This is a genomic window from Labrenzia sp. C1B70, assembly GCF_000475395.1.
In the GTDB taxonomy this organism is placed as follows: Bacteria; Pseudomonadota; Alphaproteobacteria; order Rhizobiales; family Stappiaceae; genus Roseibium; species Roseibium algicola.
The window spans coordinates 100,025-121,690 of the sequence record NZ_AXCE01000010.1 but is presented as its reverse complement, the minus strand read 5'-3'; the positions used below and the strand labels follow the sequence as shown (position 1 = coordinate 121,690).

The 21,666-nt window shown below is 58.7% G+C and carries 19 protein-coding genes; 5 read left to right on the top strand and 14 right to left on the bottom strand.

What is annotated here, in order from left to right; all coding sequences use genetic code 11:
- Positions 1 to 16: 16 nt before the first annotated feature.
- Positions 17 to 1,288: a lytic murein transglycosylase gene (locus Q666_RS46425; protein ID WP_051990118.1), complete on the bottom strand. Its 1,272-nt coding sequence runs from the start codon at positions 1,286 to 1,288 to the stop codon at positions 17 to 19.
- 76 nt (positions 1,289 to 1,364) lie between these two features.
- Complete coding sequence (locus Q666_RS46420; RefSeq protein ID WP_023003567.1) at positions 1,365 to 2,828, bottom strand: outer membrane beta-barrel protein; 1,464 nt, start codon at positions 2,826 to 2,828, stop codon at positions 1,365 to 1,367.
- Positions 2,829 to 3,033: 205 nt separating this feature from the next.
- On the opposite strand from Q666_RS46420, the gene Q666_RS46415 reads away from it, so the two are divergent.
- From Q666_RS46415 to Q666_RS46405, 3 genes are all read left to right on the top strand, one after another.
- Complete coding sequence (locus Q666_RS46415) at positions 3,034 to 4,047, top strand: KpsF/GutQ family sugar-phosphate isomerase (RefSeq protein WP_023003569.1); 1,014 nt, start codon at positions 3,034 to 3,036, stop codon at positions 4,045 to 4,047.
- A 157-nt stretch (positions 4,048 to 4,204) separates the two neighbouring features.
- Positions 4,205 to 4,972: a MotA/TolQ/ExbB proton channel family protein gene (locus Q666_RS46410; protein ID WP_023003571.1), complete on the top strand. Its 768-nt coding sequence runs from the start codon at positions 4,205 to 4,207 to the stop codon at positions 4,970 to 4,972.
- 126 nt (positions 4,973 to 5,098) lie between these two features.
- Entirely contained in the window at positions 5,099 to 5,956 is an 858-nt protein-coding gene (locus Q666_RS46405) for a flagellar motor protein MotB (RefSeq protein ID WP_023003573.1), read from the top strand.
- Between the two features lie 53 nt (positions 5,957 to 6,009).
- Here Q666_RS46405 and Q666_RS46400 read toward each other — a convergent pair whose 3' ends face one another.
- From Q666_RS46400 to Q666_RS46345, 12 genes are all read right to left on the bottom strand, one after another.
- On the bottom strand, positions 6,010 to 6,465 hold the full coding sequence (locus Q666_RS46400; RefSeq protein WP_023003575.1) for an NfeD family protein: 456 nt from the start codon (positions 6,463 to 6,465) through the stop codon (positions 6,010 to 6,012).
- Positions 6,462 to 7,451, bottom strand: coding sequence for an SPFH domain-containing protein (locus Q666_RS46395; protein ID WP_023003577.1), 990 nt, complete (start codon positions 7,449 to 7,451; stop codon positions 6,462 to 6,464). The genes Q666_RS46400 and Q666_RS46395 overlap by 4 nt, the downstream gene beginning before the upstream one ends.
- A 227-nt stretch (positions 7,452 to 7,678) precedes the next feature.
- Complete coding sequence (gene hemH, locus Q666_RS46390; protein WP_023003580.1) at positions 7,679 to 8,758, bottom strand: ferrochelatase; 1,080 nt, start codon at positions 8,756 to 8,758, stop codon at positions 7,679 to 7,681.
- 298 nt (positions 8,759 to 9,056) lie between these two features.
- The gene (locus tag Q666_RS46385) at positions 9,057 to 10,295 is read right to left on the bottom strand and encodes an AMP-binding protein (RefSeq protein ID WP_023003582.1); all 1,239 of its coding nucleotides are present in this window, start codon (positions 10,293 to 10,295) and stop codon (positions 9,057 to 9,059) included.
- Between the two features lie 40 nt (positions 10,296 to 10,335).
- Complete coding sequence (locus tag Q666_RS46380; protein ID WP_023003584.1) at positions 10,336 to 11,190, bottom strand: ABC transporter ATP-binding protein; 855 nt, start codon at positions 11,188 to 11,190, stop codon at positions 10,336 to 10,338.
- A gap of 61 nt (positions 11,191 to 11,251) precedes the next feature.
- The gene (locus tag Q666_RS46375) at positions 11,252 to 12,583 is read right to left on the bottom strand and encodes an ABC transporter substrate-binding protein (protein ID WP_031270547.1); all 1,332 of its coding nucleotides are present in this window, start codon (positions 12,581 to 12,583) and stop codon (positions 11,252 to 11,254) included.
- Between the two features lie 104 nt (positions 12,584 to 12,687).
- Positions 12,688 to 13,764 (bottom strand): branched-chain amino acid ABC transporter permease, encoded by a 1,077-nt coding sequence (locus Q666_RS46370; RefSeq protein ID WP_023003588.1) that lies wholly within the window; start codon positions 13,762 to 13,764, stop codon positions 12,688 to 12,690.
- A 13-nt stretch (positions 13,765 to 13,777) separates the two neighbouring features.
- Positions 13,778 to 14,731 carry a branched-chain amino acid ABC transporter permease gene (locus tag Q666_RS46365; RefSeq protein ID WP_023003590.1) on the bottom strand — a complete coding sequence of 318 codons (954 nt, stop codon included), beginning with the start codon at positions 14,729 to 14,731 and terminating at the stop codon, positions 13,778 to 13,780.
- 12 nt (positions 14,732 to 14,743) lie between these two features.
- Positions 14,744 to 15,571 carry an ABC transporter ATP-binding protein gene (locus Q666_RS46360; protein WP_023003592.1) on the bottom strand — a complete coding sequence of 276 codons (828 nt, stop codon included), beginning with the start codon at positions 15,569 to 15,571 and terminating at the stop codon, positions 14,744 to 14,746.
- Positions 15,568 to 17,553 (bottom strand): AMP-binding protein, encoded by a 1,986-nt coding sequence (locus Q666_RS46355; protein ID WP_031270548.1) that lies wholly within the window; start codon positions 17,551 to 17,553, stop codon positions 15,568 to 15,570. The genes Q666_RS46360 and Q666_RS46355 overlap by 4 nt, the downstream gene beginning before the upstream one ends.
- A gap of 222 nt (positions 17,554 to 17,775) precedes the next feature.
- On the bottom strand, positions 17,776 to 18,804 hold the full coding sequence (locus Q666_RS46350; protein ID WP_023003596.1) for a LacI family DNA-binding transcriptional regulator: 1,029 nt from the start codon (positions 18,802 to 18,804) through the stop codon (positions 17,776 to 17,778).
- A gap of 238 nt (positions 18,805 to 19,042) precedes the next feature.
- Positions 19,043 to 20,173, bottom strand: coding sequence for a porin (locus tag Q666_RS46345; RefSeq protein WP_023003600.1), 1,131 nt, complete (start codon positions 20,171 to 20,173; stop codon positions 19,043 to 19,045).
- A 727-nt stretch (positions 20,174 to 20,900) separates the two neighbouring features.
- Here Q666_RS46345 and Q666_RS46340 point away from each other — a divergent pair.
- Entirely contained in the window at positions 20,901 to 21,323 is a 423-nt protein-coding gene (locus Q666_RS46340; protein ID WP_023003602.1) for a MucR family transcriptional regulator, read from the top strand.
- Positions 21,324 to 21,379: 56 nt separating this feature from the next.
- Entirely contained in the window at positions 21,380 to 21,640 is a 261-nt protein-coding gene (locus Q666_RS46335) for a hypothetical protein (protein WP_152533331.1), read from the top strand.
- Positions 21,641 to 21,666 lie beyond the last annotated feature (26 nt).

The window sequence follows — 21,666 nt, the reverse complement described above, 5'->3', positions numbered from 1 at the left end:
CTGCACTGCGCCCAGTTTAGCCGTCCAGCTTCAGGCGTGCCAGCAAAACAATGGATGCATAACCGTCGGGAACCATGCCACGTGAGCGCTGGTAGGCTCGGATACCCTTTCGGGTCGCAGGTCCGATCCTGCCGTCCGCCGTACCGACAGAAAATCCACGCTGGTTCAAAAGCGCCTGCAATTCCGCGGTTTCAGAGCGATTGAGCGGAAGGTGCTCACGCGACCAGTCGCCCTCGATCGGTCCGCCGCCAATGATCCGGTCGGCAAGATGGCCGACGGCAAGCGCATAGGCAGTCGCGTTGTTGTATCGCTTGATCACGTAAAAGTTCTTCAGCATCAGAAACGCCGGTCCGCTTGCTCCGGCAGGCAGAACCAGGATGGCGTTGTCGGACGGCCGCGGAAAATCCTTGCCGTTTGACCGGCGAATTCCGTATCGCCCCCATTCGCCTAGCGTCAGCGTCTTTTCGCCATCGGCCATGTGATAGTCGAACCCGCTGGGCAAGGCTACCTCGTATCCCCAGGTCTTGCCTGTCTGCCAGCCGTGCTTTTGCAGATAGGCAGCGGTTGAAGCGAGTGCATCGGGAATGGACGTCCAGATATCCCGGCGGCCGTCACCGTCATAGTCGGCTGCATAGGCCTTCCAGCTAGAGGGCATGAACTGGGTGTGCCCCATGGCGCCGGCCCAGGAACCTTCCATGTCCTGGAAACGCACATGACCTGCCTGGACGATCGCCAGCGCGGTAACAAGTTCCTTTTCCCAGAAGCTCTTCCGGCGCGGCGCCGCATAGGCCAGCGTCGCCAGTGCCTGGATTACGTTATGACGCCCCATGAAGCCGCCATAGTTGGTTTCCATGCCCCAGATCGCCAGGACAGCTTCACGATCGACGCCGTAGCGGTTTTCGATGACCGCAAGAACCTGGCTGTACTCCTTCAGCATCTCGCGGCCTTTTTCGACCCGCGTGTCTGAAACGGCACTATCGAGATAATCCCAGATCGGTTTCACGAACTCGGATTGCTTGCTCATCAGGCGCAAGGTGTCATCGTCCGGCTGCATGCCGGTGAAGACCGCGTTGTAGGTCTGGGAAGAAATGCCGGCTGCCTTGGCCGTCGGCCAGAAGCCGGAAACGAACTGGCTGAACCCCTGATCGGCCTGTGCCGGCACCGAAACGGCCAGCAAAGTGCCCGTCGCCGCGGCAGTCAAAAGCAGCCGGCGCCCGAGGGTTCTCAGTCTTCCTGAAAAGGGCAATATGGTTTTCACGTTCGCAGTCAGCTGCGCAAGGTTCCGCATCAGGGCCTCCTCGATGCCCAGGTCCGTAAGTTTCTGCCCCCGCCCCATGAATGATGTTGATTTGGTTACCGTGACGTTAATGCCGCAATCTAAACCCGGCTTCAACAGCGTTTTCGGAATAGTCGTTCCCCTGCTGGGAACTGTCGAAAAGACGATGGGTATAATCCGCCGTTACCGCAATGTTCTTCGTCACAGCGAAGGTCAGACCACCAAACCCTGTCAGGGTACGCTCTTCGATCGAAACACCTTCATAGGTCCGGTAACTGTAACCGACACCGGTCTCGCCCACCAGACGATCACTGAAGGCATGAGCGAGGCGCAGGTCGCCGGAGTAGATGATCGAACCGCTGGCACCGTCGATATCGGTCGCCTCGAAGGAGGTGCCAAGACCAGCGGTAACCGTCGTCAGGCGGCTTGGTGACCAGACCAGGGAGGCGTCGGCAATCAGGCCTGACAGGTTTTCAAGCCTGTCATCCTCAATGTCCTCGATCCGCCACCCCGCGCCGAGTTCCCCGGTCAGTTTGGGGCCGGATGCGATGGTGACACCACCCATGACCTGATAGCCATTGGCATTTCGTTTTTCGCACAAGGCGTCGCTACAGGTATCGTCATAGCGCCGCAGAAGCAGCGCCCCCTCGACGAACGGGGAAAACACGCTGCCGGTATTGCCGTCCAGCCGCAGGCTGGCGGAGTAGAGCGTGTTGTTACGTCCGGATTCCGAGCCGCTTTCCGACGTATAGAAATTCCGGTCGACGCCGAGCGAAGCTGTTGCGGCAACGATGCCGACTGCGCGCGTACCACTGAGGCTTCCCGAAAGTTCGTGATCGTAGTCAGTCCCGGAAGCCGATTCTGCGCTGCCGTCGTCCTCCTGGCTGAGCGTGTAGGCTATACTGGTCGTGACCTGTGTCGCTTCGCTGATGTCGAGCCGCAGGTTTGCCGCCGCAAAGACATTCGCCTCGTTGTCGTCGGTATCACCGGGATATCCGGTGAAGGAACCTCGCAGCGACGTGTCCAGCTGATGGCGTGACCAGTTCGAGGTCAGCGAAACATCGGGAGAAATCCGGTAGAACTTGCCAGAGGTTCCGTCTGCCGCCTGTGACCGGTTATCGGTCCAACCTGTCGAGACGGTCAGTTGGGGCGTCAGCGTGAAGGACCCGAGCCGGATCCCCTGTGCCGCATCGAAGGTCGTATCTCCGCCAAAAACGCTGTCGTCGATACCGCTGTCCGATAGAGGAACCGCCCTGTCGACAGCTGCAATCCTGTCGGCAAATGGCCTGACAGGAGTGGCTCTGCCATTGGTTCCAAGGCCGCTCGATCCGGTTTCCGCCGTTGCCGAATTCAGTGTCGAACGAAGGGAAAAGACATTTGCCTGCGTAGGATTGCGGTCTGCCGCCTGGGCTGCCTGATCGGAAGGGTCTGCTGATTCTTGCGCCCCGCCTGGGTCGTCCGATCCACGCAAATCGTCAAGCGTCGTTTGTGCAGCCGCGGAAACGGCCTGCAAAACGGCAAGAAAAGTGATCAGAGGCAGAAAGCTGCGCATGAATTCCGGGACCAGTCGACGTGGAATGTCCGGTCCAACCTGACGAATGATGGTTAATCCTTCGTTTCTTTTTCGCAATTTGGAAGGTTACACAAAGTTACATAAAGTCACCTGATCTAATGCATTTAATAGATCACGGGTTCTTGATCCCCGTCGGCGACTGGCATAGAGCTAGGCGATCCTAAATAAAAAAAGAATTATGTTCATGACCACCGTTCTGCGCGACCCGGTTTCCGAAGAAAATACTGACATGACGTCCCTGTGCCTCGTCTCCGCAGAGCGGACCCTGGAAACCGAAATTGCCGGCCTGAGTGCCGTTCGCGCAGCGCTGAAGAACGGACTTGCCATCCCGTTCCAGAAGACCTTCGATCTCATTCAAAAGAGCAAGGGACGCGTTGTCATCACCGGCATCGGCAAGAGTGGTCATATCGGCACCAAGATCGCAGCAAGCCTTGCGTCAACGGGAACACCGTCTTTCTTCGTTCATGCCAGTGAAGCCAGTCACGGCGACCTGGGCATGATCACCGAAGACGACGTCGTGATCGCCCTGTCCTGGTCGGGTGAAACCCAGGAACTGGCAGGCATCGTCAGCTACACCCGTCGCTTCAAGGTGCCCTTGATCGCGATCACTTCGCGCAAGGACAGCACCCTCGGCCGTGCAGCTGATATCGTCATGAACCTGCCTGCTGTCACCGAGGCCTGCCCGCATGGCCTCGCCCCGACAACCTCCGCCCTCATTCAGCTGGCCGTCGGTGATGCACTCGCTGTGGCTCTTCTGGAAGGACGTGGGTTTACCGCGCAGGACTTCCGCGTGTTCCACCCGGGCGGCCGCCTGGGCGCCAGCCTGAAAACGGCCAAGGACATCATGCACACCGGCGAACGCATGCCGCTGGTGTCCGCAAACACCTCGATGAGCGAAGGCATCGTCCTGATGACCCAGCGCGGCTTCGGTGTGCTGGGTGTCGTCGACGAGCTGAAACAGTTGATCGGCATCATCACCGACGGTGACTTGCGCCGCCATGTTTCGTCAAATCTCCTGGCAAAATCCGCCGGTGAAATCATGACGCGTGCTCCAAAGACCGTTTCTCCGGACACATTGTCGGCTTCAATTCTTGAATTGGCCAACAGCCTGTCGATCACCTCCGTGTTCGTGATCGAGGACGGTCGCCCCGTCGGTATTGTCCATCTGCACGATCTTCTTCGCATCGGCGCAGCCTGATCTTTCACCGAAGCAGGCAATATTGCCTCACGGGGTCGAAAAAGTTTCTTTTCCGGCCCGCAAGTGGCGCGTCATTAGGATTTGATTAGCCATAAGCCTCTTACACTGCCCCAAAGTTTCATCGGCTTGACGCCGCAGACCTTGGTGTGTGTACAGAATGGATCTGGCGACATTAATCGGCATTGTGGGTGCCTTTGGCATCGTGACGACCGCTATTTTTCTTGGTGGCAGTTTCGGTCAGTTTATTGACGTGCCGTCGGTCCTCATCGTGGTCGGCGGCGGTCTCGCCGCCACGCTGATCCGCTTCCAGCTTACCGACATCGCCACTGCTTTCGTCACAGGCTTCAAGGTTGCGCTTGCGGGCAAGAACGCAAGCCCTCGCGACCTGATTACCGAAATCAGCAACCTGGGTGAAATCGTCCGCAAGTCCGGCCCGCTTGGCCTGGAGAACGTGGACGTCTCCGATCCGGTCCTTGCCAAGGGTGTGCAATATATTGCGGACGGCTATGAGCTGGAATTCATCAAGGAATCGATGGAACGGGAGCGTGACCTGCAGCTTTCCCGGCTCGCGGAAGGCAAGCGCGTTTTCAAGGCACTTGGTGATTCCGCTCCCGCCTTCGGCATGATCGGGACACTGGTCGGCCTGGTGCAGATGCTTGCCAACATGGACGACCCTGCGGCAATCGGGCCTTCCATGGCCGTCGCCCTTCTGACGACCCTTTACGGCGCGTTGATCTCCAACATCCTCTGTCTGCCTCTGGTGGACAAGCTGGATGCGAAATTCGACGTCGACGATCTCAACCAGACGCTGATCATCGACGGTGTTTGCCAGATCCGCGAATCCAAGAGCCCAGCCTTGATCAAGGAAATGCTGATTGCATACCTGCCGGACAAATTGCGCGCCGAACTGGCGGACGCGGCCTAGAGCAGGAAGCGTTCAGATGAACCCGGGCAGATTGTTCGCCAACCCTGGTAGCGATTGGTAAGGGCTCAATCGCAATCGATCGTACCAAGTCTGATCCGGAACTGACAAAAGAGCGACCACAACGCGATGGCAAAGAAACAGAAACCTCAAGGCGGCGGCGGCGCACCGGACTGGCTGGTGACCTTTGCCGATCTGATGTCCCTGCTCGTCTGCTTCTTCGTTCTGATCATTTCCTTTTCCATTCAGGACAAGGAAAAGCTTCAGGTGGTCGCCGGGTCCATGCGCGAAGCCTTCGGTGTGAAGGACACGTCCCGCAAGACCGGTATCATCGAGGTCGAGGGCATTCCGATCCGCGACTACATGAAGGATATCAGCCAGGTCGAACAGGAGATGGATTCCGACTTCTCCCAGGTGCGCCATGAACAGCGGCGCAAACAGGGCCCGGAAGCCAACACGCACGACACGCTGGAAGCCGATATCGAAAAACCGCGGCAATTTGCGACGGCTGCCGCCTCGCTGCGCCAGGCCTGGCAGGAGATGCCGGAAATCACCGAGATTTCCAGCAACATCATTCTGGAAGAATCCGAGGACGGACTGAACATCATGCTCGTCGATCAGGACGGGCGCTCAATGTTCCGGGAAGGCTCGAAGTATCCTTACGAGACCACCCGCCGCCTGATCGCCAAGATGGCACCTGTGCTATCGCAGATGCCAAATCGCATCGAGATTACAGGCCACACGACTGCCGGCCGACAGTCCATCGATCCAAGCTATACCGGCTGGGAGCTGTCCAGCGAACGCGCCAATGTTGCCCGGCAGATCCTGTCCGAATACGGCGTGCCGGACAATCAGTTCTACTCAGTGGTTGGCAAGGCCGACACCGAACCATTGTTCCCCAACGACCCCTACCTGGCGGCAAACCGCAGGATCGGCATTCTGCTCAAGGCTGAAGAACCGCCGCTGCCGGCCGGCCACAAACTTTAGTCCCGTACGGCAACAGCTCCCTGCAAAGGAAACGCGTACGATGCCGGTGAGATCTAGCTGACCCGCGAGACCACCAGCCGCGCCCCGTCAATTGCCTCGACACGAACTTTCGTGCCAGCCGGCATGTCCGGTCCGGTAATGCGCCAGATCGTGTCATCGATGGACAGGTTTCCGGCACCCTCGTTCAAGGGCGCAGCAAGGGTGAATTCCCGGCCGACGTAACGGCTGCCGCGCTGGTTCAGCCCCGGATCGCCCTTTTCCGACGCAAGCTTCTGCATCAGCCGACGTCCGATCAGCAGGCTGACGAGTGACAGCACGAGGAACAGCCCAACATCCACCTGCCAGGCGAAATCGAACAACAGAGCCAGGACACCGACGACAAGCGCCGACAGGCCAAACCAGAGAAAAATCGTGCCTGGCGCCAGGATCTCGAGTCCCAGCAGCAGAAGCCCCAGAACGAACCAGCTCCAGGGACCGAGGGCCGCAATCGTGCTTTCAATCAGGCTCACCGGTTCTCGTCTCCCTGATCACTGCTTGTATTGGGAATGCGCGCGGACGACCGCTTGGAAGAGCCGTCTTCACCGAACGCTTCCTTGGCAATGGCGCCGATACCGCTCAAGGCCCCCAGCAGCGAGGTCGCTTCCATCGGGAGGATGAGCGTCTTCTGATTGCGCGAGGTTGCCAGTTCCTTGAACGCTTCAACGTATTTGTTGGCAACGAAATAGTTGATGGCCTGGACGTCACCGGAGGCGATGGCCGCACTGACGAGCTGCGTTGCCTTGGCTTCCGCTTCCGCCTCGCGTTCGCGGGCTTCCGCATCACGGAATGCGGATTCGCGGCGGCCTTCCGCTTCCAGGATAAGCGACTGTTTCTGGCCTTCGGCTTTCAGGATTTCCGATTGGCGCTTGCCCTCGGCCTCAAGGATATAGGCACGCTTCTCGCGTTCCGCCTTCATCTGGCGGGCCATGGCATCCACCAGATCGCGCGGCGGATTGATGTCCTTTATTTCTATACGGGTGATCTTGATGCCCCATGGCTCTGCAGCCGCATCGACGACGCGCAGGATCTGGGCATTGATTTCATCGCGGTTGGACAGAAGGTTGTCGAGATCCATCGACCCCATCACCGAGCGGATGTTGGTCATGGTCAGGTTCAAAATAGCGTTTTGAAGACCAAGCACTTCGTAGGCAGCACGGGCAGCATCGAGCACCTGGTAGAAGGTCACGCCGTCCGCGCTCACCGTCGCATTGTCGCGGGTGATCACTTCCTGCGTCGGAACGTCCAGCACCTGCTCCATCATGTTGAGCTTGTGGCCGATCCTGTCGATGAACGGGATGATGAAGTTCAGACCCGGCGTCAGCGTCTTCCGGTACTTGCCAAAACGTTCGACCGTATAATTGTAGCCTTGCGGCACCGTCTTTACGCCGGCGAAAAAGACCAGAATGACCAGCACGACAAGGCCGATCAGGAAAATGTCAAATCCCGCGATTGGCATATACGTCTCCCGTAATTTTCTAAAATAGCACCGTCACTATGCGCCGAATACCAGAGCGTTTCCAGCGTATTTGCGGCGTTGAGCCTATACGGACACGCGTCCGCTAGCCCTGTTCGCACAAACACTTAAGGCGCTCGTGAAACAGTGCCGTGACTTATGGGCAGTATCGCGAAATTTTACGAGTATTTTCCACCGGCAAGGTTAAACGCCTGTGGATTTGCGGCTGGTCAGATCCAGCCGCCAAGTTCCCGCCGCACGATATGGGACAGCACGTCCATGCCAAGATCGCTGTCGTTCAGACAGGGAATATGGCTGAAATTCTCGCCGCCGCTCTCTTCGAAGATCTCCCCGGCCTCGCCGGCAATTTCCTCAAGCGTCTCGAGACAGTCTGCAACGAAACCCGGGTTCATCACCGCAACGTTTTTCACGCCGTCCTTGGCCAGCTGTTCAACGGTCTTGTCCGTGTAGGGCTGCAACCATTCTTCCGGACCGAACCGGGACTGGAAGGTCACGCGCAGTTTCTCTGCGTCCCAGCCGAGGACCTCGCGCATGAGACGGGTCGTCTTCATGCAGTGGCAATGATAGGGGTCGCCGCGTTTGAAATAGGATTGCGGAATGCCGTGGTAGGAGGTCAGCACCACGTCCGGCTTGAAATCGAGACTGTCCAGATGCCGCTCAACTGATTTTGCGAGGGCAGTCACATAGACCGGGTCGTCGTGATAGGGCGGCACGGTCCGGATCGCCGGTTGCCAGCGCATCTTCAACAGCGTCTTGCAGACCACATCATTGACGGTCGCAGTGGTGGTTGCCGAATACTGCGGATAAAGCGGGAAGATCAGGATCCGGTCGCAGCCCTCGTCCTTGAGCGCCTTCAACCTGTCCGGGATCGACGGCTGACCATAGCGCATCGCCCAGTCGATCTTCAGCTTGCCGTCCGCATCGCCCAGCATCTCGGACAGTTTGTCCGACTGGCTGCGCGTGATCGTGCGCAGAGGCGACTCGTCCTTTTCCTTGTTCCAGATCTCCTCGTAGGCCTTGCCGGACTTTCCCGGCCGGGTCATCAACACGATGCCGTAAAGGATCGGATACCAAATTGCCCGGGGCCACTCGATAACGCGCTTGTCGGACAGGAATTCGCGCAGATACCGACGCATCGGCCAATAGTCTGTGCCGTCCGGTGTGCCCAGATTGACCAGAAGCACGCCCACCTTGCCGCTCTTGACCGAAGGATGGTCCTTCGGCAGGTCGAGTTTTCTGAATGCGGCTTCCTGGTCGGCTGCGATCGGCGCGGTCGGTTGAACGGTCATCTGCGGGATTGGTCCTAAAACGATCTGTCTGTCTGACGCCATACATAGGCCAAGCACATGCCGAGGCCAATGCGGCATTTGTCATACGCAGATTTGAGCAGGCAGATCACCGAATTTCAGGCGGAAGTGCAACAACAAAAGACCTCAACCTGAGGAGAGCCGCCAGCTTCGTCCCGTCGGATGGGCAACCTGCTCCGGAGTATGCAGCCATCCTTCGAAACAGCGCTTGCGCGCTTCTTCAGGATGAGACTGAAACTTGCATTAACTCCGGAGGCATGCCTGCGCGTTGCTTCGAACCTCAACCGTACTCCCGTTCATCCGCAATCACCTTGCCGTCATTCGGCAAACCGCCCGGAGCAACGGTCAGGACGTCCCCTTTAAGATGGGTCACTTCACGCAGTGTTTCCGCAACCCGTTCCGGCAAGCCGTTGCCGGAGGCGTCGGTTTCCACGGTCAGTGTCATGGCATCGGCCTCGCCAATGCGGCTGACGGCAAGGCGGGCCTTGCTGATTTCGGGATGCGCGGCAACGATCTGCGCGATCTGCGCCGGGTCGACGAACATGCCTTTGACCTTGGTGCGCTGATCTGCCCGTCCCATCCAGCCGGCAAGCCGCATGTTGGTGCGTCCGCAGGGCGACTGTCCGGGAATGATCTTGGACAGATCGCCGGTTGCGAAGCGGATCAGCGGATAAAGGCTGTTGAAGTTGGTGACCACCAGTTCGCCGACCTCACCATCTGCCACCGGCTCGCCAGTGCCCGGGCGCACGATCTCCACGATGTAGTCCTCGTTGACGACCATGCCCTCCCTTGCCTCGCTTTCATAGGCGATGACGCCGAGGTCCGCTGTCGCGTAGCACTGTCCGACACGAATTCCGCCTGCCTCGTATTCCTCGCGCAGGGATGGAAACAATGCACCGCCCGAGACCAGGGCCTTCTTGATGGAGGAGACATCCCGGCCCTGGTCCCGGCCACGATCGAGGAGGATCTTCAGATAGTCCGGCGTGCCGACGAAACCGGACGGTTTGAGCACCTCGATCGCTTCGACCTGACTGTCCGTATTGCCAACGCCGGCGGGAAACACCGTGCATCCAAGTGCAATGGCACCTTGATCCAGAATGAAGCCGCCCGGTGTCAGGTGATAGGAAAACGCATTGAGAACCACATCGCCCTTGCGGAAACCGGCTGCGAACAGGCTTCGCGCACCGTTCCAGGGATCGAGCCCGGGCGCCTGCGGTTCCCAGATAGGTCCTGGCGACATGAAAACCCTTGCAGCACCGGAAAGCTCACCTGCCAGAAATCCGCCGAAGGGCGGCTGTGCCCGTTGCTTTTCCAGAAGGTCCGACTTGCGCAGAACCGGCAGTCCCGCGAGCGCTGCCCGGTCGGTAACGCCAGCAATATCGCATCCGTCCAGATGCGCGGCCCACCCGGAGGATTTGCCTGTCGCATGGACCAGAAGATCCGGCAATCGGGCAAAAAGATCCCGTTCGCGCTGAGCGGCGTCTTGCCGCTCGCGCGCGTCAAACTGAATGTCGCTCATGGTCGTCTCCGCCTGTTTCGGCCCTGTGTCTGAAACCCCGTCAGGCCAGCCAGCGCTTCCTTCGCTTATAATGTTTGACATTCCGGAACGACCGACGGCCCTCGCCGCCAACGCCCAGATAGAATTCCTTGACGTCCTCGTTCTCGCGCAACGCCTTGGCGTCGCCGTCGAGCACAATGCGGCCGGATTCCAGAATGTAGCCGTAGGTCGCGTATTTCAGCGCCACGTTGGTGTTCTGTTCGGCAAGCAGGAAGGACACGCCTTCCTTTTGGTTGAGCTGGCGGACGATCTCGAAGATTTCCTCCACAAGCTGAGGCGCCAGCCCCATGCTCGGTTCATCCAGCAGGATCATCTTCGGCCGGCTCATCAGGGCGCGACCGATAGCGCACATCTGCTGTTCGCCGCCGGAGGTGTAACCCGCCTGACTGCCACGCCGCTCGCGCAGACGCGGAAAATAATTGTAGACCATCTCCAGGTCCGCCTTCACGGCACTGTACCCGTCCTTGCGGGTGTAGGCGCCCGTGAGCAGGTTTTCCTCGATGGACAGGTGACCGAAACAATGCCGGCCCTCCATCACCTGGATGCAGCCCCGGCGAACCAGATCGTTTGGCGACAGCGCCTGGACTTCTTCGCCATCGAAAAGGATCTTGCCCTTTGTCACTTCGCCACGTTCGGCACCAAGCAGGTTCGAAATCGCTTTCAGCGTGGTCGTCTTGCCCGCTCCATTCGCGCCGAGCAGCGCCACGATCCCGCCTTTGGGAATCGTCAGCGACACGCCCTTCAGCACCAGGATCACGTGGTCATAAATGACCTCGATATTGTTGACCGACAGGATTGTCCCGGCAGCATCCCGAGCGCCCTGCGAACCAGGCTGTTCTACATCCAGCAATGCCATTCCCTCTTCTCCCTGGTTGCTCCGCCGCACGTTTATGCGGCGCGGCGGAGCGGACTGCCTATCAGTTCGGGCAGGGTTCGGTGCGCGCCGGCCACGGCGCATTCTTTTCTGCGTATTCCGCAGCGGCTGCTTCCAGCAGCGGACGGACCACATCGGTCATCGGCTCGATCCAGTCAGAAGCCTGACGCCACTTCTTGCCGTCCCACTCCTGGATGAACACCGGATGGCTGCCGGCATGGTCATCGCAGGTCACTTTCATCGGATGGGCAAAGCCCTTCAGACCGAGCTCAGCCAGACGAGCCTCGTCCAGGTTGAGAGCCTCGAGACCAAGACGCATGTCTTCGCCCGTGATGACCGTCTTGCCGGTCAGTTGCTGGGCGCTGCGAATACCTTCCGCGATGATGACCGAGTTCAGGACGCCACGGTTATAGAGCGTGCTGCCGATCGTCTCCGCATCGGTGGAGGACTTGCCTGTATCGATGACGTGTTTCTTGATGTCATCGAGAGCCGGGAAGTCGGCGCCGACACCGGAGAAGTTCAGTGCCTTGTAGCCCTTGGCACCTTCACCACCGGCGGCAGCATCGTCGTCACCCGCGGACCACCACACACCGATGAACTTGTCCATCGGGAAGCGGATCTTGACGGCTTCCTTGACGGCGGTCGGGTTCATCGCACCCCAGCCCCACATGATCATGTAGTCCGGACGGTCGCGGCGTACGTTGAGCCACTGTGAAGACTGGTTCTGCATTTCCGCACCCGGAACCGGGTACTGCAGCAGTTCGAAGCCGTATTTTTCGGCCAGCTGCTCCAAAAGCGGCAGGGGCTCGCGGCCGTAACCGGCGTCAAGGAAGATGTAACCGATCTTCTTGCCCTTGAGGTTCTCAAGACCGCCTTCCTGCTCACCGATGTACTTGATGACCACGGAAGCGCCGTCCCAATAGGTGTCCGGCACGTTGAAGATCCACGGGAACGTGGAACCGACAGCGGCAGCCGACAGGCCGTAGCCCATCGAAAGAACCGGGATCTTGTCGACACCGGCCTTGGGGATCAGCTGAAGCGTGATACCGGTGGAATACGGGTTGTAGACCAGCGCGCCCTTGCCCTTGGTGGCTTCGTAGCACTCGACGCCTTTCTGGGCGTTGTAACCGGTTTCACACTCTTCCAGCGCCAGCTTGACACCGCCGATGCCGCCATCGCGCTCGTTCAGCATCTGCAGGTAGTCATGCATGCCGTTGGCGATATGGATGCCGGAGCCTGCGTAAGGCCCGGTCCGGTAAGTCAGGAGCGGCACATAGTTGGTATCTTGTGCCTGGACCGCAGTCGTCATGGCGCCGGAGAGACCGACCCCGAGCGCAACAGCGGTTCCCAGCGCAAATTGCTTAATGCTTTTCATATTCTCCTCCCACGCGGCATCGAAATGAATACCGCCGGACCGGTTGCGCCATTCCTCACCGGATCGGTCCATGTCCGGATGGCGGGCGAAAAGGCTGGCAGCCCCTAGTAAGGGAACGGCCAGACCCTGAGCTTCTGCTTCGCGATCTGCCAGAGCCGCGCAAAGCCGTGCGGTTCGACGATCAGGAAGAAAATGATGAGAGCGCCAACGATCATGAAGGTCGCGTGCTCCACGGTCTCCGCGGCCAGGTCGATGCCGAGGAGGCCGGGTACAAATTTCAGAACAACAGGCAGGATCCAGATGAAGGCGGCTCCCATGAAGGCTCCGCCGAGGCTGCCCAGGCCGCCCAGGATCACCATGAACAGCACCTGGAAGGACAACCGGATGGAGTAGGACGACGGCTCGGCGGCATTCAGCCAGAAGAACACCATCATCGCACCGGCCACGCCGCAGATGTAGGACGACACGGCAAAGGCCATCAGCTTGGTCTGCAGCGGGCGAACGCCTATGAGTTCAGCCGCAATGTCCATGTCGCGGATCATCATCCAGGATCTGCCGATCCGGCCGCGCAGGACGTTCGCCATCAGGAAGGCGATGAGTACCGTGATACCGAGAACGATGAAGTAGCGTGCCAGCGGCGTTGCTTCCGCCCCCGTGGCGATGATGCCGAAAACTTCGCGGCGCGGCACTTCGATCGCGCCGGAGGCGTTGTAGTTGTAGAGCCACGGAATACGGATGAAGCACCATTCCAGGAAGAACTGCGCGGCGAGCGTCGTCACCGCAAGGTAAAGCCCCTTGATGCGCAGGCTCGGCAGTCCGAAGACCGCGCCGATGGCAGCCGAGAACACGCCGGACACCAGAACCATCACGATGACATTGGCATCGGGAAAGATCGACGTCAGCTTGTAGGCGGCATAGGCACCGACCCCCATGAACGCACCGGTTCCCAGGGACAACTGTCCGCAGAACCCGGTCAGGATGTTCAGCCCGATCGCCGCCAGCGAAAACACCAGGAACGGGATCATGATGGAGGTTAGGAAGAAGTCGTTGGCAAGGGCCGGAATGACTGCAAATGCCGTGATCAGAATGACGGCCAGGCCGACGCGGTCCTGGAGGATCGGGAACAGCGCCTGATCCGCCTTGTAGCTCGTCTTGAATTGGCCAGCTTCGCGATAAAACATGGGTCAGATATCCCTAGATCCGCTCGATGATACGTTCGCCGAAGAGGCCTTGTGGCCGGAACAGAAGGAAGATCAGGGCGATGATATAGGCGAGCCAGGATTCAATCCCGCCCCCCACAAGACCACCCCAGTACAGTTCGCCGATCTTCTCGCCGAAGCCGATGATCAGGCCGCCGACAATGGCACCCGGGATCGACGTGAAGCCGCCGAGGATCAGTACCGGCAACGCCTTGAACGCTACGATTTCCAACGCGAAGGACACGTCGGACCGCGCCCCCCACATGATGCCGGTCGCCAGGGCCACGAGGCCCGCCGCGAACCAGACGATCGCCCAGATCTGGTTGAGAGAGATACCGACGGAAAGGGCAGCCTGGTGGTCGTCAGCAACGGCCCGCAAGGCCCGGCCGATCCGCGTCTTGTTGAAGAAGATGCCGAGCGCCGTCACCATCACCACCGCGATCACGGCTGCCGCAATATCGATATGCTGCAGGATCACGAGACCCCGGTCACCGAATTCGAACGCGGTCGAGCCGGTTGGCAGCCCCAGTTGCTCGGTAATCATCTGCTTGGGCTCGCCGCCGAAGACGAACTCACCGAAGCCGACCAGGAAATACGTCAGGCCGATGGTCGCCATCAGAAGGATGATTTCCGGCTGGTTGACCAGGGGTCTCATGACCACCCGTTCCACTCCGTATGCCAGAACCCCCATCACGCCGATGGTCAGGATCAGTGCCAGATAGGCAGGCACACCGTTTTCGTTGAGGCCCACCAGCGTCAGGCCGGCGAACACCACCATGATGCCCTGGGCGAAGTTGAACACGCCGGAGGCCTTGAAGATCAGCACGAAACCCAGCGCGATCAGCGCATACAGAATTCCGGCGACGAAACCTTCCCACAGGACCTGCAGGAAGAAATCCGGCATCTGGTACATCTGTACGAAGGGATCGATAAAAATGTCGTAGAGCATGGTTCGTCCCTCCTAGTGGCTCACACCGAGATAAGCGTCGATAACGGCCTGGCTGGCCTGCACTTCCTCCGGTGGCCCGTCGGCGATCTTCTTGCCGTAGTCGAGCACGACCACCCGGTCGGAGAGATCCATGACGACGCCCATGTCATGTTCGATCAGGGCGATCGTCGTGCCGAATTCCTGGTTCACGTCGATGATGAACCGGCTCATGTCTTCTTTTTCTTCAAGGTTCATACCGGCCATCGGCTCGTCGAGCAGCAACAGGTCCGGCTCCATCGCCAGCGCGCGGCCAAGCTCGACTCGCTTTTGCAGCCCGTAGGGCAAGCGCCCGACAGGTGTCTTGCGGATTGCCTGAATTTCAAGGAAATCGATGATGTCCTCGACCTTGCGCCGATGTTCGATTTCCTCGCGCTCTGCCGGGCCGCGCCACAGAAGTTGCCAGAAGAAGTTCTTGTGCATCTTCAGAGTTCTGCCGGACATGATGTTGTCCAGTGTTGTCATGCCCTTGAAAAGCGCCACGTTCTGGAAGGTCCTGGCAATCCCCTGGCTGGCAGCCTCGTAAGGCTTCATCTTGCGGCGCACCTGGCCCTGCCAGGTGATCGTGCCTTCCTGCGGATGATAAAATCCGTTGATGACATTGAGCATCGACGTCTTGCCGGCTCCGTTCGGACCGATGATCGCGCGGATCTCGCCCTTCTGGATGTCGAACGAAATGTCGGTGATCGCCTTCACGCCGCCGAAGGACAGCGACACGTTATCGACCCGCAGCAGCACCTCGCGCTCTGCCGGTTCCTGCGCGCCATTCGGCGACAGTGTCTTGTCGGAAACGATCGCGTTCATTCGGCGGCCTCCTGTACGCCCGCTCCGGCGTCATGGGTGGACATGTCGCGGATCTCGACGGTGGCTTCGATTGCGCCCTTGCGGCCGTCTTCAAAGGTTACTTCCGTACGCACATGCTTGGAGGTGGATCCGTCGTAAAGCGCGTCGATCAGTGGACCATAGCGTTCGGCGATGAAGCTCCGGCGAACCTTCTGCGTGCGGGTGAGCTCGCCGTCATCCGCGTCCAGCTCCTTGTGAAGGATCAGGAACCGCTTGATCTGCGCACCCGCCATCATCGGTTCACGGGCAAGGTCCCGGTTCACCTGATCGACATGGCTTTCGATCATGCCGTAGACATCCGGATGCGCGGCAAGTTCCTGGTAGGAGGCATAGTTGACGTTGTTGCGTTCCGCCCAGGAGCCGACCGCGGTCAAATCGATGTTGATGAAAACCCCCACCATGTCCTTCTCGTGACCGAAGGCGACCGCCTCCTTGATGTTCGGGAAGAACTTCAGCTTGTTCTCGATGTATTTCGGCGCGAACAGTGCCCCGTCATTGAGCTTGCCCACATCCTTGGCGCGGTCGATGATCTTCAGGTGGCCGTTCTCGGCAATGATGCCGGCATCACCCGTATGCACCCAGCCGTCCGGCGTCTTGGTGCTGGCGGTAGCCTCGTCATTCTTGAAATAGCCGACGAAGACACCCGGCGAGCGGTACATCACTTCACCGCTGTCGGCGATCTTGAGCTCGACATCGGGCGCAGGTTTGCCGACCGTGTCGCCGTAGATCTCGCCATCCGGCTGCAGCGTTATGTAGACGCTGGCTTCGGTCTGGCCGTAGAGCTGCTTGAGGTTGAGGCCCAGCGAGCGGAAAAACCGGAAGATCTCTGGCCCGATGGCCTCGCCGGCCGTGTAGCCGACTTTCATGCGGGTAAGACCCATGCGGTTCTTGAGAGGTCCGTAGACGCAGAACTCGCCGAAGGCGTAAAGCATCCGGTCCTTCAGGCCGACCGTTTCGCCATTCAGGATCTTCTCGCCCACCTTGCTGGCGACCTCCATGAAGTAGTCGAAGATCGCACGCTTGGTTTTCCCCGCATCTTCCATGCGCACCATGATGCGGGTCAGCATGTTCTCGAAAACACGCGGCGGTGCGAAGAAATAGGTCGGCGCGATTTCAAGCCGGTCCACGTCGATCGTGTCCATGCTTTCCGGACAGTTGACGCAATAGGCCGCCGTGAAGGCCTGCGCCAGGGAGAACACGTGGTCACCGATCCAGGCCATCGGCAGGTAGGCGAGCACTTCTTCGGTCTCGTCCAGATGATCGAACTTGTTGCCGTTGCGTGCCGAAATGACCAGATTGTCGAAGGACAGCATCACGCCCTTCGGTCTCCCGGTGGTGCCGGAAGTGTACAGCATCACCGCAATGTCTGAGCCCTTGGCGTCGCGAAATCCGGCTTCCCACTCGGCTGCCAGGGACGGCGTTGCCGCTAGCAGCTCGCGTCCCTTTTCCTGTACCGAGGAATAGCCGTGCAGGTGGGTATGATCGTAGTCGCGCAGGCCACGCACTTCATCATAGATGATCTCGGTGAGCGACTTTACCTCGTCCGCCATCGACAGGAGCTTGTCGACCTGCTCCTGATCCTCGACCACCGCGAAGGTGACTTCGGCATGGCCGAGCACGAAGGCCATTTCCTCGGCAACACTGTCCGAATAGACAGGCACCGGAACGGCCCCGAGTGCCTGGGCGGCCACCATCGCCCAATAGAGCCTTGGACGGTTCGCACCGACGATGGCGATCTTGTCTCCAGCCTTCAGGCCCAGAGATTTCAAACCGATGGAGAATGCGCGGATTTCTTCACACACCTCGGACCAGGTCCAGCTTTGCCAGATCCCGAAATCCTTTTCCCGGAACGCCGTCCGGTCTCCGAAGACTTGCGCGTTGCGCATGAGAATCTTCGGAAAGGTGTCCTCCCCGCGCGATGTAGCGCTGGCCGACCCTACCATAGATGTTTCTTCCCTTTAGAAGGCGCCCCGGTTTTCCAGGGTCGTTTCCTGTGGGGCTATGAAACGCCGTGCCGACCGAACCTTCAACCGGTAAATTGTTAAAGGCGAAGAAGGACGCTGTCCCAACCCGTTGAAAATCAGGCTAGGACGGCGGATTTTCAGCAATATGTTTCAATCGTGTCGAATTGTTTCATTTGCGCTGCATGTGCGAATGACTGATGCCTAGACCAACTCGACTGCACTCTTGCGAACCACCAGCCAGGGCTCCAGTTGAACGCTGCCGTTGTCCGGCTTTGCACCACCCAGCAGGTTGAGCAACAGTTTCGCAGCCTGCTCGCCAACTGCCCGGCGAGGCTGATGGATTGTTGTCAGAGGCGGCACGAAATGGCCGGCAATGTCGATGTCATCAAACCCGACAACTGAAACATCTTGCGGCACACGGATACCGGCTTCACTCAGGAATGAGATGAAGCCGAAGGCAGACCGGTCGCTGGCACAGAAGACGGCGGTCGGCCGGTTCGGCAGGTCCAGCCAGGCCTTTGCGGCCCTGACGCCGGCTTCCAGCGTGTAGTCCCCCTCGAAGATCCAGGCACTGGCCGGATCGAGACCCGCACCGCCCAAGGTGGCCCGGAATCCGTCGAGCCGGTCCCGTCCCGGCTTGTGCGACAGGAGGCCCGTTACGTGGCCGATATTGGAGTGCTTCAGTTCAAGGAGGTGCGACACTGCCAGATCCGCCCCCATCAGATTGTCGACAACGGCAATTGGCACCGCCGGATCGTCGCTCCACTCGCCGGCAAGCACGATGGGCGGGGACTTGGGATTGGAAGATCTGATTCGGGAAATCGAGAAATGCCCGTCCAGGATAACGATCCCGTCGCAGTTGTTCTTGCTGAAATAGTCACTCAGGCTCGAATGCGACATGGACGGCTTGCGCGTGTCGGCAATCAGCACTTTCAGCTGTCTTTCCGCGCAGACCGTTTCAATGCCCTGGAGAATGTTCGAAAAGTGGGAATTGCCGATGTCCGGAACGAGCGCAACGATTGTTCCCGTGTCCCGGCGGCGAAGATTGCGCGCGGCATGATTGAGGACGTAGCCGGTCTTTTCGACCGCTTCCGACACACGGCGCCGGGTTTCCGCGGATACCCTGTCGGGTGTCGTCAACACGCGGCTGACAGTTGCCGTCGACACATTGGCGGCGCGGGCGACGTCCTGAACCGTCGGATTTTTCTTTTTGTATTCAGACTTTGGCATTCCGCGAATGTTAGCCGAGAACATTCTGGCGTCGCACGTCTTTTCAATTGGAGAGGCAAAGAATTTTCAGTCGCACCGGTTCGGTGTTGCCGCGGAAACCACAGCACAGCAGACACGGCGCTTTTCCTCTCGGCGACTGCGGGTGCTCTAAAACGGGGGAGGCCCGGCAGTTTGGAGTCTGCCGGGCCGATTGACTGACTGGAGGTCATTTTTAGTCAGTCAGAGTCTAACCGTAAGATTAGAAGGTGCGCTGCATACGAACACCGAAGAGGAGTTCGTCCTGGTCACCCTGGGTGTCGATGTCGGTGTTTGCATAACCAACGTCTGCACCCATGACGAAGCCGGAGACCGGCTCCCACTGAACCGAACCGTCGATTGCGTAACGGGTTACGTCGTTCAGGCCAGTTGCGGCGTCGATGTCGGCATAGGAACCGTCAAGCGCGAGGCCGATCGTGGAAGTTGCCTGGATGTAGGCACCAGCAGACAGCGAGTAACCGGTGGAGGTGTCGTCGCCGTTGTAGTCGGCTACGCCGTCATACGTGGTGATGTAGGACAGTGCGCCATCAGCGTAGAAGCCCTGGAAGAAGATGTTCGAACCGGAGTTGAGCATCGGCAGGTTGATGGCAGCACCACCACCGACTGCCCAACCCAGGGAGTCTTCACCACCATTGTTGGTGCGGTTGGCAGCTGCATCCGGGTAAACCTGGTGCAGAGCACCGGACAGCTGTGCAGAACCCCAGCCCTGGGAAACGCCGAGAGCGGCAACGAAGTCCGGAGCACGGGTCCCGCCGTAATCACCATATTCACGATCGGAACGGTCTTCCAGAGCGATGGTCGCGGAGAAGCCGTTGCCGAAAGCAGCGGTGTAGGCAATCTGGTTGGACGTTACGTCGGACCAGTCACGATCCACGACACCGACAAAGGCCTGACCGGTGAAGATGTCGAAGTTCGAGGTCAGACGACCAGCTGTCAGACCGCCCCACTGGATGTAGGCGTTTTCCAGCGTGGTGCTGTTTTCGCCGTTAGTCACGGTGGAGTAGATGGACACGTAGGTGCGCAGGGTACCGAATTCGGTAGCCGTGCGAGCGTCCAGGTACAGGTAGCCGCGAGACAGCCAGGAGTAGCCGTCGGAGTCACGGTCACTGAAGGCACCGTCTTCCAGAACGTTGTTGACGACAACCTGGGTACGAACACGGCCGCCAACGCGGAGGCAGGTTTCGGTGCCCGGGATGTAGTAGAAGCGCGCGCCGTATGCGTCACAAACGCGAACATAGTCGACCGGCTCCGGAGCGACCGGAAGGTCAGCCGCCTGGGCGGTGGTTGCAGCAGCAGCTGCGGCCGCGCCGAGCATCAAACTCTTGAGTTTCATTACATTACTCCAGTTTCAAATTCAGTCGGAAGGCTGAAGGAACGGATTCGAATACTTTAACGCGACCCCTTCAAACTAACCTTTAGACTACCAACAACAAGCGTTTACTTGCACCCCGTTGGCCGTCTCCGCATCAAAAAGCCAGTTCCGACGCCGGAATTCAAGCCAGAATTTTTCTCTGGCGCACATTGGCATTTGGAGTCATATTTTTGCAACACATTGATAATCCATCATTTTTTACAATTTTTCACTTTTTCATTTTTGCCCTTGAACTCCCGAAACCGCATCCCCATATCCCCCGCCCTTGCACTACTTTAAATACTTGTGTTTATTTATGCTGTTTTTCTTACATTTGCTTTTGCTGCAGATGCGAACTTCATGACTACACTGTTCAGTTTACAGGTTTGAAAAGCAAGTTTTTCTATAGAGAAGAAATCGCATTTTCGATTTTGTCTATTTTTCCTGCAGTTTTCAGCGGTTTTTGGAACAACCAGAATTTTTAGTCCAGTATTTCTTGAGAACTACAGTTGAGATTGCGCCAATGGAAAACTCTCCGGTTTCCGAAATCGGCCAAATTTCCTCATACATTTTTTTATTTGATAAAAACGTGATCGCTACTTGAAAAGCGAAGTCGTAAAACAAATCTATTTGGCACGGTTTGCCTGCGCGCCCGGCACCGCCCCGCCCACGGCCCTCTCCAGTCCCCAATTTCGGAAAAGGAACTCCCATGGCTGAACCAGAAGAAGGCGAGAGCTTCGATTCGCCGAACCTGATGGCGCTCACCGCGGGAATTGTTTCCAACTACGTGACGAACAACCCGGTCCCGCAGCAGGATCTGATCGAGTTGATTCTGGATGTCCACGTTGCCCTGGAAACCGCGACCAACAACACCCCAACCGTATTCAGGGCTCCCCTCGTGCCGGCTGTGCCTATAAAGCACTCGGTCACTCCGGAGTTCATCGTCTGTCTCGAGGACGGCAAGAAATTCAAGTTTCTGACACGCCACCTGAAGACGAAGTTCAACCTGACCCCCGCCGAATATCGGCGCAAATGGGGCCTGAGCGCGGATTACCCGATGGTTGCACCGAACTACGCGCAAAAACGGGCCGAGATGGCCAAGGCCGCAAAACTGGGGCATCGGAAACGCTGACCCGGTTTTGAAGACTGGCAGCGCAGTGCTATATTCCAGGTATGGACTTCAGGCAGATGAAACTCAGCCCGCAGGCGCGCAAGGCGATCATGAGAAACGATCCCTCCGCGCAAATGAAGGCGATGGTCGAACTTGCACCGGGCAAGACCCCGGACGATCTGGCTTTGCGCACCACCAGCGCGGGCGCTCCTGAATTGCTGTCCTGGAGCCCTCAAAGCCACCTGATGACGTTGCTCGTCACCGCAGAAAACCTCAACTCGCTCGCTGAGGATACCGCTGTCACCTATATCCAGGTCGGCAGTGCGATGCGGCGCTAGCAGCGCCGCATCCTGTTTTTCACATC